This window comes from Tamaricihabitans halophyticus (assembly GCF_004340875.1).
GTDB classification, from domain to species: domain Bacteria; phylum Actinomycetota; class Actinomycetes; order Mycobacteriales; family Pseudonocardiaceae; genus Tamaricihabitans; species Tamaricihabitans halophyticus.
The window spans coordinates 1,245,610-1,259,104 of record NZ_SLXQ01000001.1 but is presented as its reverse complement, the minus strand read 5'-3'; the positions used below and the strand labels follow the sequence as shown (position 1 = coordinate 1,259,104).

Here is a 13,495-nt window from a genome sequence, read left to right as displayed (position 1 = left end):
GCCCGTGGAGAACCGACATTGCCGGGGAAACACTCACCGTGCCGAAGGTTCGACTTTCGAATACTCCCCGTTGGGATACCGGGTGTGCAGCAGGCCCCGGCAGAATCCGGCATTACCCTCGATACTCACCCGTACCGCTCGCGCGAACCGCAGTCGCAGCGGCGCCTCGGTACTGGTTATCCGGGTGCCTTCCTCGTCAAGCAGCAGCCAATCATGCGCCAGCGCCGACATTCCCAGCTCCCTTCTGCGCCGCAGCAGGCTGTCCCGTTGCGTGCCACCCGGTAACTCACCCAGCCGTAGTTCGGCGATCTCGGAAATCTCATAGCCGCGGCCGCGCAGCGCGGTGCACAACCGATCCAGTGCGGCCAGATAGGCCTTACGCCGGAAGATCTGTCGCAGCTCGGTGAGCTCAGCGTCGGTCTGCGCGGGAAACGTCCCGCCGAAGCCGGCCTGCTGCGCCACCCCTGCGTTGATCTCGGCCGAGGCGAAGTGATCAACCAGCTGAATGCTGGCCTCGGCGACGCCAGGTAGCGCGGCAACCGCGTCGTAGGCATCGGCGACCATCAGGTACGCAAAATTCGGCGCACAGAAATAGGTGGGCAACCGCAGGGTCACCTCGACACCCCTGGTATGCAGCCGGATCGTCTGCACGAAGCCAAGTTCGGTGATCGGTTCGTCCAGTTCCGGGTCGCGAACCGTGTCCAGTGCACTGAGCACGGACTTGTGCAGGGAAGGTGCGGTCGTCGTTGTCATGCCAGCGCCGCCGCCCTCGGCGCCCGGCATTCGGCCGGAACCTCGATATCGTAGAGCCGCGCCGCGTTCAGCCCGAGAATATTGCGCTTCGCGTCGGTACTGATCGTGCCGTACTCGGATTGCATGTCTTCCGGGATCTGGAAGTCGACGAACCGTTCGATCAACCAGCGCGGCGTCCAGATGGCGTAATCGCTGGCGAACAGGATGCGGCTGTCGTCCAACCAGTACAGCAACTCGCCGATCACCTGCGCGAAATACCGTGGTCGGGTGTGGATGAACGGCAACGCTACGGCGAGTCCACCGTAGACGTTCGGTTCCTGCGTGGCGATCCAGCAGAAGTCCTCGAGTCGGGGCAGTCCACAGTGTTCGACGATGAAGCAAAGGTCAGGGAAGGCGCTGGCCACATCGTCCACATCGGCTACGTCGAAGGCGTCCTTGTTCAGCGGATAGATCGTCGGGCCCTTGTGTACATGGATGTTCCGGATGCCAAGGTCCTGGCATTTCTGCAGGTACCGGTAGGACCAGTCGTCGGTGAGCTTCCAGCCTTTCGACTGTCCCTTCCATTCCGCGGTGTAGAGCTTCACGCCGCGCAGGTCCCAGCGTTCGGCAAGCGCTTCGAGGTTTTCCAGCCCGGCTTCGCCATCACGCGGATCCCACGACCCGTTCACGATGAACTTGTCCGGGTACTTCTCGGCGAGCACCCCGTCCTGTTCGGTGGTGTTGAAACCGTTGACGAAGAAGTCGGTGAGGTAGGTGGGCTGGAAGATCGCCTTGTCCACGTAGCCGACCTCGAACAGGTCGTGCAGGATCTGTTGCTCGCTCTGCTTCCAGAACTGCTCGAGCGTCCAGCGCTCGGACTCCGGGCTCAGATTGCGGTGATAGTCGTAGAAGCAGTTGATGAACCCCTCGCCGTACCGGTTTGCCTGATTCGCCGGAGTGCCGTCCCAGAAGTGGATATGGTCATCGACGATGAAGTACTGCACGCCGTCGGATTCGTACATCGGGAACCTCGCAATATGTGGTGGGAGCGGGAACTACGGCACGAGAATGCCGCGACCACGTAGCCGACCGGAGTCCAAATCGTCCATTGCCTCGTTGACCGAGGTCAGTGGATAGGTCTTGGTGTGCAGGGAAACCTTGTCCTGCGCGGCAAGGGTCATCAGCTCGGCGAGGTCGTTGTAGCTGCCGACCAGGTTGCCGATCACGTTGATCTCACTGGAGATGATGTCGATCGTGGGAATATTGACCGCGCCGCCGTAGCCGATTACGAAGTACGAACCGGCGCGCCGCAACATCGCCACACCTTCGGCCTCGGTACCGTGCTCGCCGACGAAGTCGAGTACGACATGCGCACCCGCGCCGTGGGTCAGCTCCCGCACCGCGGCTACCTGCGTGCCGTCCGCGACCACGGTATGTGTGGCGCCGTAGCTCCTGGCCAGTTCGAGTGCTTCGGGCGCGCGATCGACCACGATGATCTCGGCGGGCACCAGCGCGGCGAGACACTGCACCCCGATATGCCCGAGCCCGCCCGCGCCGATCACCACGACCTGAGTGCCGGGGTAGAGCAGCGGCACCGCCTTGCGGACCGCGTGATAGGCGGTCAGCCCGGCATCGGCGAGCGCGGCGACATCCGCGGGGTGTAGCCCATCGTCCAGCCGCACCACCGAACGCGCGTTGGTGCGCAGCAGTTCGGCCATCCCACCGTCGGTATCGATACCGGGAAACGCCGAGTTCGCGCAGTGCACGTCATCCCCCGCGCGGCAGGCGCGGCACAGCCCGCAGGTCACCAGTGGATGCAGGATCACCGGGTCGCCGGGGGCGACATTGCTGACCGCCGAGCCGACCGCGCGCACCCAGCCCGCGTTCTCGTGGCCGATCGTGTAAGGCAGCGATACCCCGGATTTCTCCGCCCACTGGCCCTCCACGATGTGCAGGTCGGTGCGACACAGCCCGGCGCCACCGATCTCCACGAGCACATCCAGCGGAGCGCCGATCCCCGGCTCTGGTACATCCTCGACCGTTGGGCGGCTGTCGTAACCGGCTAGCCGGACGGCCTTCACCGCGATCACTCCCCGTCCGCATTGACGACTGCATCTTGCCTCCGATCGTCGAATGCGGCTGGCGAGCTGGTCAACGGCGCAGATTTCACCGATCGGCAATACTCGCCCGTAGCCGCCGCCCGACCGCAAGATGCCTAAAGATCGCGGTCTCGGCGAACCCGACAGGTGGGGTTAGCCCTACCGTGATTGCGGGGGCTGGCTCCGGTGTCTCGCGGATCGCGGACGTTCTAGGGTTTCGCTATGCGGCTGGTTGCGATTGGCGTACTCGGCCTCGGCGCGTTGGAGCTGCTGCTCAGCGGCTGCGCAGGGGCCGGCGTGCTCTCCTCGTTCAACGATGAGACGACGATCGAGGAGCCGATCAGCACGCTACGGCTGGACGGGGTAGCGGGGGATGTCACGGTGCGCATCGGGGATACCGCACGGGTCGAGCGGGTTGTGCGCTATGACGAGCAGCGGCCGGGCGTGACGCATGCCGTGCGGGGCGGCACGCTCACGCTTGGCCGCTGCCCACTTTCCGATTGCTGGCTGAGCTATGAGGTCACGGTGCCGAAGGGGACCGCGGTGACCGGTTCGGTGCACTCCGGCGATATCTCGCTCACCGAACCGGGCGAAGTGCGGCTCACGACGGAGGCGGGCAGCGTGCGGGCGGAGCGGGTTGACGGCCCGGTACGGGTCGAGTCCGCGGCGGGGGATGTCACCGTGGACGGTGCGGACGGTCCGGTTTCCGTCCGGGCTACCGCGGGCTCGATCCGGCTCACCGACGTCGTCGGCGATATCGACGCGCAAACCGAATCCGGTGATGTACGCGGAGAACGCTTGGCCGGTGCGGCGTTCACGGCCAGCACGACCAGCGGCTCGGTGCGGTTGGCGTTAACCGATCCGCGGCAGGTGCGGGCGAACGTGCAGAGCGGAGATATCGACCTCGACGTACCGCGCGGCCCGTACCAAGTGGAGGCCACTGTGGACTCTGGTGCCACGTCGATCGAGGTCGATACGAGTGAACGGGCGCGGCGGTCGCTCGAGCTCGCCGCCGGGAGCGGCCAGATCACGGTTCGCTGACGTGTTACGTTGGACTGCTGTCTTGCAGGGTCGGGCTGCTGAGGCGCCCCCGAGAACCGCGTTCTTTAAGGATCTTGCGGTTACCTGAGTGTCCAACAGGAAAGGAGACGGCGTGTCCGAACGCGGGGACCAGTTGCGCGAGATCTACATCGGCGAGCCGCCCGAACTGAACTCGACGATCAACCTTGTCGACTACGATCCGGCATGGCCGGCCAGCTACGACCGCGAGGCCGCGCGGATCAGAGCAGCACTCGGTGACCAGGTCGTGCGGCTGGAACACGTGGGATCGACCTCGGTGCCAGGGCTGTGCGCCAAACCGATTCTCGACATCCTGCTCACGGTCCCCGACTCCGCGGCCGAGCAGGACTACGTCCCCGCGTTGCAGGCCGCCGGCTACCGGCTCACGATCCGCGAACCGGACTGGTACGAGCACCGGCTCTGCAAGGGACCGGATACCGACGTCAACCTGCACATCTTCTCGGCCGATTCGCCAGAACCCGCGCGGATGCTGGCCTTTCGGGATCACCTACGGGCCAACAGTGCCGACCGGGAGCGGTATGCGGCAACGAAACGCGAGCTGGCGGCCAGGACCTGGCAGTACACTCAGCTGTACGCGGACGCGAAGGACGAAGTCGTCGCGGACATCATGAGTCGGGCGGCGAACTAGCTCGACCGCGTCGGCTCGGTGCCCGTGGTCTCGGTAACGCAGCAGAGCGCGTCGAAGCAGGCGAAGGCGGACTGATCGAAGAAGTAGTTCGCCGTCCGCATCCGGCTGTACTCCTTGGCATCGCCGACCTCGGCAGCCGCGTGCAGGTCAACGATCCTCGCCAGCCCGGAATCGGGAAACGCCGACTCGATGGCTTTGCCCGCCGCCGTAGCCCCACTCTCCGGCGGCGGAAGTGGTGCTTCCTTGAACGGGAAACCGGTCTCCCCGGTGATATCGTCGGCCACGATCCCGGTGCGTCCCTGGCGTGCGGTCAGCCCGATGGCGCGGTAGTCGGCGCCGAGCTCGGCCGCGAGATGATAGCCGGCGGGGTACAACTCGTCGGCCTCGAAGGGTTCCGGCGCTTTCATCAGATGCCAGTTGTGCGCGGTCAACACGATTCGCGTGCTGGGGTCCCGGTCAAGTAGGCGCCGGATCGACTCGGCGATATAGATATCGCGGAAGGTCGAGGCGGTCTCGATGCCGGTTACCGCCATCTCGCGGTGTAGCTGATCGATCAGCCAGGCACCGCGCAGCTGATAGGTGGCGAGCATATGTTCGTCCGCTCGGCCCTTGGCATACTCCCGATTCCGCAGCCGGTGCAGCCGGGCCACCAGTTCGGCAAGCGCGGCGGTCAACGCATCGCGCTCGGCCTGGTCGATGGTCGAGTAGCCAAAGAGGACCTTCATCGGCGCGGGATCGTGGAACCGCGACACGATCTCGGTGGCGCGCGCCAGGATGGGTAGCGCTTCCGGATCGATGACTGCCAGTACTGGCTGGATGGCCGTCAGCGCCGGCAGCGGGGAGCCAACCGAGCCAGGCAGATCGGCCCCGAGATAACGAATCCGCGTGCTGTCGGGGCGCTTGTTGTGTTCTCGCAACCAGCGCAGCGCCTCGTGTAGCTCGGGTACCTCGCCGAGACTGAAGGCGGGCACTGCGGCCGAGGCGAGAGCCGCGACGTCCCCGCTGCCGCCGTCGAGCCAGTCGTCCAGCAACCCGCTTTCGGTGAACGGTGCTTCCATCGCGAGCACGGTGAACCCGCATCGTTCCACGAGAAACCGCAGTATCCGGTGCCGCAGCTGGTAGAACTCCCGCACGTGGTGTGCGCTCTCGCCGAGGCCGACCACCCTGGCCGATCCGATCAGCTCCGCCAGCGGGGCCAGATCGTCCAGCGGCGCGGCCAGCTCGAGTGCCGCGATCGAATGCCCATTGGCGCGAATCCAGTCGGCAAGACGGTCCTCTGGCATGGTGGCCACCACCTGGTCTGCTCGGCGATATAAGCGTGCGCCGTACACCTACGACGTTAGAATTACACCGTACACTTATCTCGATGCCTCGACCACGTTCGCTGACTACGGACACCATCGCCGCCGCCGCGATCGCCGTCCTTGACCGGGATGGCTATACCGCGCTGTCGATGCGCACCGTCGCACGCGAACTGAACATGAGCACCATGGCGCTCTACCGGTACCTCGCCGACCGCGATGATCTGGAACGGCTCATCGTGGACTATGTGTGGGCGCCAGTCGACGTCAAAGTGCCCGCGAATCGTTCCTGGGACGAGCAGATCGCCCTACTGGTTGGCCGGGTGCGCACCGCGGCCAAGGCGCATCCCGAGGCGGTGCCGCTGCTGCTGCGACACCGGCAGGCTTCCGCGCGGTCGGTGGCGTGGATCGAGACAATGCTCGGCGTGCTCGCCGATGCGGGGTTCAGCGGCAACGCGCGGGTGATCGCCCAGCGCACCATCGTGAACTACCTCGTCGGCGCGATCCAGTCCGAACACCTCAGCGCCCTCGATGGGGCGGGCACGGCCGCGCTTGCCGCGCTGCCCCGCGACGAGTTCCCACAGTTACGCGAAACCGCGCGGATCGCCAGTAGGCTCACGCCGGACACCGAGTTCCGGCGCGGCCTAGCGATCGTCCTGAACGGACTTGGCGTTCCGGACTAGCGGCAGGCGACCGGGGTGCCGGTGGTGAGGTGTTCCGCCGCGCGCTCGTCAAGCAGTAGCGGGACCAGGGCGCGCATCTCCTGGCGCAGCGGTACGTAGCGGTCCTGCCCGATCGGCCAACTACGCACGCCGTGCAACGCTAGCTTCTCCGTGACCGAGTCGTACTGCTCGCCGGTCAACCGGTAGCCGCAGGGCGCAGGGTCAATGATCTGTTCCGGTGTGGGCTCCTCGTTGTCCGCACCGCCGAGGTAGATCGGCGCCTTGCTGCCGTAGCCGGCTGTCCGCGCGGTCATCGTTGCCTTGGCCAGCTGCATACCGCGTTCCTCGACCAGCCGCATGGTGCCGGTGAGCTCCGCGAGGTGCGCGTTGACCCGGTTCTGGTTGTTCTGTGCTGGCGGTTCGCCGGTAACCGAATCCGTTCGGGTTTCGCTGAGCAGACCGACCGAGTTCTTGATTCCCGTGGTGTTCCGCAGGATTCGTTCCTGGCCATCGCCGGCGATCTGCTCGATCGGCTCACCGGTTTCCGGGTCGGTGGTGATGCCGTAGATCCCGGTGCTGAAGCCGGCCGCTTCCACAGCTGGGCGGACGTAGTCGTCGTTCAGCCGCACGGACTCCTCGTACACCGCATCATGGGTGTTCAGATTACGCGGCCACAGGGAGAGGAAATCCTTGACGTAGTACGGCGGTCGTGGACCGAATTCGTGCAGGTCTTGCACGATATCCGGGCGATCGTCGCGAATCACTTCGGCAATCGCGCGGGCCTCCGGGGTCCCCAGCGCGAGGTGGTCCCGGTTGATATCCGTGCCGTCGGCATTTTCCCTGGTGTTCGCGGCGTGTCCGTCCGGGTTCGCGTTTGGCAGCACCAGCACTTCGGTGCCGCGCGGGAAAGTTGGCCCGTCCTGCGGGTAGGCGAGGTTCCGGATGGTGGACAGGCAGGCTTCGCGGCCGGCTGGCTCATCACCGTGCTGCGAACAGACAAGCAGCACGGTGTTGCGTGGCTTCTTGGCCTCGTTGATGCGTACTAGCTGTAGCGGGCGACCCTGTACGCTCGCGCCGACCTGGTCAACCGCGACGTTCGGCCGATCGGCGGCAATCTCCGCGAGGAAGGCCGCCTCCTCGTCCAGGCTGGTCCAGCGTTCACCGCCGGATTCCTCGAAGCCCGTCCGCGGCGGCTCCACAGTGGACTCATCGGCGGTCGCCGTGCCGGCCAGCCCAACGGTCAGGGCCAGTGCGGCGACGGCACTCAGTAGTCGGGGCGCGATCGCAGACCGGGATGTGCGCATAGCAAGTAACTTGGCGCAGAAACGGTTGGCGGTCAATCCCCACTACGGACAAAATCGGCAAGCATCCGCGCGGTGTCCGCGGTGTCCCAGCCCTTCGGTAGCACGTCGCTCGGCTTGGTTTCCATGTCCGCGGATACGAATACCTTGCGCTGTTTGTCGATGATCTGCGCCATCTGTTCCTGGCGACCGTTCGGGTAAGTCTCGACATGTACCGGGATCGACACCCCGGCAACCTCGTGCATCTCCACCTGGGGGTTGTCCGAGCTCAACGTGGTCTCGGTGAAACCTTCCGCGGATGCGGTGCGGCCGATGACGAAGGTGATCGGCGGCTCACTGAACTCGCAGATATAGCGCTCGCCGTCCTCGCCAAAGGTGCTGACCCCGGCGCCGGACGGCTTCGGCGTACCGCTGCCGACTTCGGGCGGGTCGAACAGCTCGCAACCGGCATAGCCGTCGATCATCGGAATCTCGCCCACCTGATCGGCTTCGGCCAGTTGCTCATCCAGGATCTGCACCCACTCGTCCGGGATATGTGGTGGCCCGGTTGTTGGCTCCGAACCGCAGGCGGCAAGGCCCACGACGACGAAGGTCGTCGCGACGACTCTGGTTGCCATGTTCGAAAAGCGCATGGTGCTTTGACGCTACATCGCAGGGGCAAGTTCCCGATCCGGTTCAGCTGCGCAGGATGTCCGCGAGCACCCCTGCGGTATCCGCGGTGTCCCAGTCGTCCGGCAGCTGGTTGCCCGGTTTGGTCTCGATCTCCGCGGAGACGAACACATTGCGTTGCTCGTCGACCAGCTGCGCGGTCTGCTCGACCCGGCCGTTCGGGTAGGTGTGGTCAAGCACCACGAACCGCGTACCGGCCACCTCGTGTTCGGTCACGTCCTCGTCATCCACGCTGAGCGTGGTGTCCGCGAGGCTTTCCGCCGACTCGGTACGGCCGATGACAAAGGTGATTGGCGGGCTGCCGAACTGGCAGATGTAGCGCTCGCCGTCGCTGCCGAAGGTGCTGACCCCGGAACCGCGGGGCTCCGGGGTTCCGTCGCCAACTTCCGGCGGGTCGAACAGCTCGCAGCCGGCGTCGCGGTCGATTACCGGGACACTCCCGACTCGATCCGCCGCGTTGAGCTGGTCGTCCATGATCTGCACCCATTCATCCGGGATGCTCGGCGGACCGGACGAGGACGACGAGGATGCGGTGTCCGTGCCGCAGCCGGCGAGGGCGATAACGGCACCGGAGACCATGACCATTTTGGCTGTTTTGTTCGAAAAGCGCACGATGCTCCGACGTGCCGAAGCATCGTGGCGTTCCCGATGATTCGTGTGAGCCGCCCGATACGGCCCGGCTGGCGGTTTACTGCTGGTAAAGGCCGGTGATCGTGGCGCGTGCGATCCCGTGGCTGAACAGGTTGAAGCCGAGGAAGGCCGGCGTGCCGTCGGTGATGCCGAGCTGCTCCACATCGACCGCGTGCACCACGAACATGTAGCGGTGCGGGCCGTGCCCAGCCGGCGGCGCGGCGCCGATGTACCTGCGCGCGCCCGCGTCGTTCGGCAGGGTGATCGCGCCGGCCGGCAACTTCGCGCCGTCCTCGCCGCCCGCGTCGGCGGCCAGCTCGGTGACGCTCGCCGGGATGTCCAGTACCGCCCAGTGCCAGAAACCGCTCGCGGTCGGCGCGTCCGGGTCGAAACAGGTGACGGCGAAGCTCTTCGTCTCCGCGGGGAACCCGGACCAGCTCAACTGCGGCGACACATCCGAGCCGCCGGCGCCCATGATCCCGGAGACCTGGGCGTTGCCGAGCTGCTGACCGTCGGTCAGGTCGGCGCTGGTCACCTGGAAGCTCGGCAGGGCGGGCAGGAAGTCGTACGGGTTCGGTGGCTGCGGCATGGGCACTCCCTCTACTCGTCCGGCTCTACTCGTCCGGGTGCTGCTGGGCAGGCCCCACCCTAGTGTCCCGAGCGAGCTTCAGTTCGCGGCGTCACGACGTGCCCAGTTCGGTGACCCCGAGCTGCTTCATGAAGGACAGGTCATCGCCGTGTGGCCAGTACTCCACGAACCGGTCCCCCTCCGCGCGGAGGATATCCGCACCGCGGTAGCTGATCCTGGTGCCGGCCGCAGCCGTCGCCCCGGGGAAATCGCCGCGATACGTCGCGTTGAAGTACCACTGCGCGGCGACCAGGTCGCCGTCCGCGATCGGTCCCATCACCAGCTCGACGTGCACGTCGTCGAACATGGTCACCGCCTGCACGACGGCCTCGGCGATGCCGTCGGCGCCGTTGATCTCCCTGCTCGGCCAGTGTCCCAGCGCATCCGGCGCGAACAGCTCGGCGATGAGGTCCGGTATCTGGACCGGGTCGGCGTTCCATGCGCCGGGTAGCCATTGACGGTAAAGCTCACGCAGATCCATGGCACTGAACCTAGTACGGGCCACCGACCCGGCGCAGATCTAGCTGTCCGCCGGCATACGTTCGATGACCTCATCCAGCAGCCCGAGCAGCGCGGCGAGTGCCGGCGCGGGTGGTTCGTCCCGCCAGGCCAGGCCAAGTGGCACGTAGGGGCCGCCGTCCAGTGCCACCAGCGTCACGTTCGGCACCTCGAGGTGTTCCGCCGAGTTCGGCACCATGCCCACGCCCATCCCTGCGCCCACCAGGGACAGGATCGTATGGGTATCGGGCGCTTCCTGCTTGCGCTGAAAGGCGAAGCCCTCGGCGAGGCAGGCATCGCGCACGGTCTGGTTGACCACTGAGCCGCGCCCAGCCGGATAGCTGATCCACACCTCGTCGCGTAGCTCGCTGAGGCCAATGCTCTTCCGGCCAGCCAGTGGATGCTCCGCGGGCAGCGCCGCCACGAGCGGATGCCGGGCAAGTTCGCGAACCCGCGTTCCCGGCGCGGCCACCGGCAGCCGGAGCAGCCCGGCATCGGTCTCCCGCGCGATCAGTTTGGTAACCAGCTCGCCGCCGTAGAGCGGGCCGACGATCTCCAGCCGAACGTCCGGCCGGTGTTCCCGGAAGGTGCGGGCGATGGTCAGCAGGGCCTGATACGAGGTTGGCCCGGAGAAGCCGAGGCGCACCGTGCCCAGCTGGCCGGCGGCCGCACGGTGCGCAGCCTTGGTCGCGTCCTGTAGCCCGGCAAGCGCGGCGCGCACCTCATGCAGGAAGACTTCTCCGGCTGCGGTGAGCGAGACCGATCGGGTAGTGCGGCTGAGCAGTGGCACGCCGATTTCTCGTTCCAGCCGCTTGATCTGTTGGGACAGCGGCGGTTGGGAGATGTTCAACCGAGCTGCTGCCCGGCTGAAGCTCAGCTCCTCGGCCACCGCCACGAAAGCCCGCAGATGTCGTAGCTCCATATCTCCATCCGTAGTAGCTGCGGATGATTATGTCGGTTTGTCGAATGAATTGGCTATCCGATTGGTGTTAGCCACGTCACCGAACCCGCCGGTACCGTCGATTTCGGTCAGGCTCCCGAATCCGCAGGAGGATCCGTGCTGACAGGTGGTCTCGCTGGGCGGCCGTGCTGATGAGCGACGAGCATTCGCGGGCAGATCTCGTAGCGAAATTGCTGCACCCGAAGTCGATCGCGATCGTCGGTGCCTCGAACGATCCGGTCAAACTATCCGGTCGGCCGGTGGATTACCTGCGGCGGTTCGGTTACACCGGGCGGATTCTGCCGATCAATCGAGGGCGGGAGACCGTGCAGGGTTTGCCCGCCTACCCGAGTTTGGCCGATGCGCCAGCCGAGATCGACCTCGCGATGGTGATGCTGCCGGCCGCCGAGGTGGCCGAATGCCTGCGCGACTGCCAGCGTCACGGCGTTTCCGTCGCGATCGTGGCCGCAGCCGGCTTCGCCGAGGCGAGCGCGAAAGGCGCCGAGCTACAGGCCGAACTACAAGCGGTGGTGCGGGAAACCGGCGTACGGGTACTCGGACCGAACTGTCTCGGCGCGATCAGTGTGGCCGAGCGGGCCGTGCCGACGTTCACCTCCGCGCTGGACGAGGACATGCGGCTACGGTCTGGACCGATCGGTTTTGTCAGCCAGAGCGGGGCTTTCGGTTCGTTCATCTTCAGCGCGGCACAGCGCACCGGTATCGGTTTCACGCACTACCTCAATACCGGTAACGAAGCCGACCTTTCCGTTGCCGAGGTACTGGACGCGTTGCTGGACACAGCGGACACCAAGGTGCTACTGGCCTATTTGGAGGGTGTCACGGACGGTCGGCGGTTGCTCGAGGTCGCCCGCAGGGCCAACGAGCTGGACAAACCAATTCTCGCGGTGAAGGTTGGCTCCTCCGCCGCTGGCGCACGGGCCGCCCAATCGCATACCGCTTCGCTGGCTGGCGCGGATACGGTTTTCGACGGCGCCGCGCGGCAGTTCGGCATCGTTCGGCTGTCCGGAATGGATCCACTGTTGGACGCCGCGCGGCTGTTCGCGGCAGGGCGAAGGGCGCGCGGCAACCGGTTGAGCACGCTTTCGCTATCCGGTGGGGCAGGCGTGTTGATGGCGGATGCGGCAGCAGCGCACGGTATTGACGTGCCGGTATGGGACGAGCAGTGGCAGCAGGCGATGGCCGAGGTGATCCCGCCGTTCGGTTCCGCGCGCAACCCGATCGATCTCACCGCGACGCTGATCAGCGACCCGCCGATGTTGCGGCGCAGCCTGCGGATCGCGGTAACGCACCCGGACACCGACCTGATCGCGGTGCTGCTCGGCAACGCCGACCGTGGCGCGGAACAGCTCGTGGACGCGATCGAGGAGGCGTATCAGGCTACCGACCGGCCCTTTGTCGTGGTGTGGACCGGCGGCAACGGCCGGCCGGCCGAACTGCTCGCCGAGCGTGGCATCCCGTGCTATTCGGACCCCGGCCGCGCTGCGGCCGCGCTCGGTGCGCTGGTGGAATACGGGCGACGGCCGCCGGTGAGTACGCCCTGCCGTCCCACCGATGTGGACAGTGCGGCGGCGCGGGCGGTGGTCGCCTCGGCGCGCGCGGCCGGTCAGCGGGTGCTTGATGAGTACACGGCAAGCCAGCTGATCGCCGCGTACGGCATCCCCCGTGCCGAGTATCGCGTGGTTGCCGGCCCGGATGCGGCGGTTGCCGCCGCGGCCGAGCTTGCCGGTCCGGTTGCGGTGAAGCTGCGGTCCAGCAAGGTGCCGCACAAGAGCGATATCGGCGGGGTGCGTCTCGGCTTGACCACGGCGGCGGAGGTATGGGCGGCGGCCGAGCAGGTGCTGCGGGCCGAGCCCTCGGGTGAGCTGCTGGTGCAGCGGATGGCCGAGCCGGGAACCGAGCTGATTCTCGGGATCCAGCGCGATCCTGCCTTCGGACCAGTGGTGCTCGCCGGTTTTGGCGGGGTGCTGGCCGAACTGCTTGCGGACAGCAAGGTTGCGGTCGCCCCGATCGACGCGCGGACCGCTACCGACCTGCTGTGCTCCCTTCGCGGTGCCGCCCTGTTCGATGGGGTGCGCGGTGGCCAACCGGTCGATCTGGACGCGGTGGCGGATGCGCTGGCCCGGCTTTCCTGGCTGGCGCACGATCTCGCCGACGACCTCGTCTCGCTGGATGTGAACCCACTGGTGGTTGGTGCCGGTGGCGCGATCGCGGTGGATTGTCTCGCCGAACTCGGCTGATTCGCCGAGGCAACCAGATCCGCGACGGCCGCGTGAGCATGGCGAAACCAACGAGACCTTGGGGGTATT

14 protein-coding genes are annotated in these 13,495 nt (G+C 66.3%); 4 read left to right on the top strand and 10 right to left on the bottom strand.

Going from position 1 to position 13,495, the window contains the following annotated elements; genetic code table 11:
- Positions 1 to 33: 33 nt before the first annotated feature.
- Genes EV191_RS06045 through EV191_RS06035 form a run of 3 tightly spaced genes read right to left on the bottom strand, consistent with a single transcriptional unit; the run spans position 34 to position 2,813 of the window.
- Complete coding sequence (locus EV191_RS06045; protein WP_132875762.1) at positions 34 to 753, bottom strand: iron-sulfur cluster assembly protein; 720 nt, start codon at positions 751 to 753, stop codon at positions 34 to 36.
- Positions 750 to 1,754: an amidohydrolase family protein gene (locus tag EV191_RS06040; protein WP_132875761.1), complete on the bottom strand. Its 1,005-nt coding sequence runs from the start codon at positions 1,752 to 1,754 to the stop codon at positions 750 to 752. Before EV191_RS06040 ends, EV191_RS06045 begins: the two co-directional genes overlap by 4 nt.
- Positions 1,755 to 1,787: 33 nt before the next feature.
- On the bottom strand, positions 1,788 to 2,813 hold the full coding sequence (locus EV191_RS06035) for an NAD(P)-dependent alcohol dehydrogenase (protein ID WP_132876178.1): 1,026 nt from the start codon (positions 2,811 to 2,813) through the stop codon (positions 1,788 to 1,790).
- A gap of 240 nt (positions 2,814 to 3,053) precedes the next feature.
- Between EV191_RS06035 and EV191_RS06030 the strand changes: the two genes are divergently transcribed.
- Complete coding sequence (locus tag EV191_RS06030) at positions 3,054 to 3,872, top strand: DUF4097 family beta strand repeat-containing protein (protein WP_132875760.1); 819 nt, start codon at positions 3,054 to 3,056, stop codon at positions 3,870 to 3,872.
- 112 nt (positions 3,873 to 3,984) lie between these two features.
- Positions 3,985 to 4,539, top strand: coding sequence for a GrpB family protein (locus tag EV191_RS06025; RefSeq protein WP_207894397.1), 555 nt, complete (start codon positions 3,985 to 3,987; stop codon positions 4,537 to 4,539).
- Here the strand turns inward: EV191_RS06025 and EV191_RS06020 are convergent.
- Entirely contained in the window at positions 4,536 to 5,822 is a 1,287-nt protein-coding gene (locus EV191_RS06020; RefSeq protein ID WP_132875758.1) for an erythromycin esterase family protein, read from the bottom strand. The two genes, EV191_RS06025 and EV191_RS06020, sit on opposite strands and share 4 nt — an antisense overlap.
- An 83-nt stretch (positions 5,823 to 5,905) precedes the next feature.
- Between EV191_RS06020 and EV191_RS06015 the strand changes: the two genes are divergently transcribed.
- Positions 5,906 to 6,523 (top strand): TetR/AcrR family transcriptional regulator, encoded by a 618-nt coding sequence (locus tag EV191_RS06015; protein ID WP_132875757.1) that lies wholly within the window; start codon positions 5,906 to 5,908, stop codon positions 6,521 to 6,523.
- Here EV191_RS06015 and EV191_RS06010 read toward each other — a convergent pair.
- The 6 genes from EV191_RS06010 to EV191_RS05985 all read right to left on the bottom strand — a co-directional run bounded on the left by EV191_RS06010 (position 6,520) and on the right by EV191_RS05985 (position 11,150).
- Positions 6,520 to 7,806 carry a M14 family metallopeptidase gene (locus EV191_RS06010; protein WP_132875756.1) on the bottom strand — a complete coding sequence of 429 codons (1,287 nt, stop codon included), beginning with the start codon at positions 7,804 to 7,806 and terminating at the stop codon, positions 6,520 to 6,522. The genes EV191_RS06015 and EV191_RS06010 overlap by 4 nt on opposite strands.
- A 32-nt stretch (positions 7,807 to 7,838) precedes the next feature.
- Complete coding sequence (locus tag EV191_RS06005; RefSeq protein WP_132875755.1) at positions 7,839 to 8,420, bottom strand: hypothetical protein; 582 nt, start codon at positions 8,418 to 8,420, stop codon at positions 7,839 to 7,841.
- 58 nt (positions 8,421 to 8,478) lie between these two features.
- Positions 8,479 to 9,084 (bottom strand): hypothetical protein, encoded by a 606-nt coding sequence (locus EV191_RS06000; protein ID WP_132875754.1) that lies wholly within the window; start codon positions 9,082 to 9,084, stop codon positions 8,479 to 8,481.
- A 76-nt stretch (positions 9,085 to 9,160) separates the two neighbouring features.
- Positions 9,161 to 9,691, bottom strand: coding sequence for a YbhB/YbcL family Raf kinase inhibitor-like protein (locus EV191_RS05995; RefSeq protein WP_132875753.1), 531 nt, complete (start codon positions 9,689 to 9,691; stop codon positions 9,161 to 9,163).
- Between the two features lie 91 nt (positions 9,692 to 9,782).
- A complete protein-coding gene (locus tag EV191_RS05990) occupies positions 9,783 to 10,211 on the bottom strand; it encodes an ester cyclase (RefSeq protein WP_132875752.1) in 429 nt (142 codons plus the stop codon).
- A gap of 39 nt (positions 10,212 to 10,250) precedes the next feature.
- Positions 10,251 to 11,150 carry a LysR family transcriptional regulator gene (locus EV191_RS05985; protein WP_132875751.1) on the bottom strand — a complete coding sequence of 300 codons (900 nt, stop codon included), beginning with the start codon at positions 11,148 to 11,150 and terminating at the stop codon, positions 10,251 to 10,253.
- Between the two features lie 170 nt (positions 11,151 to 11,320).
- Between EV191_RS05985 and EV191_RS05980 the strand changes: the two genes are divergently transcribed.
- A complete protein-coding gene (locus EV191_RS05980; RefSeq protein ID WP_132875750.1) occupies positions 11,321 to 13,426 on the top strand; it encodes an acetate--CoA ligase family protein in 2,106 nt (701 codons plus the stop codon).
- The last annotated feature ends 69 nt before the right edge of the window (positions 13,427 to 13,495 follow it).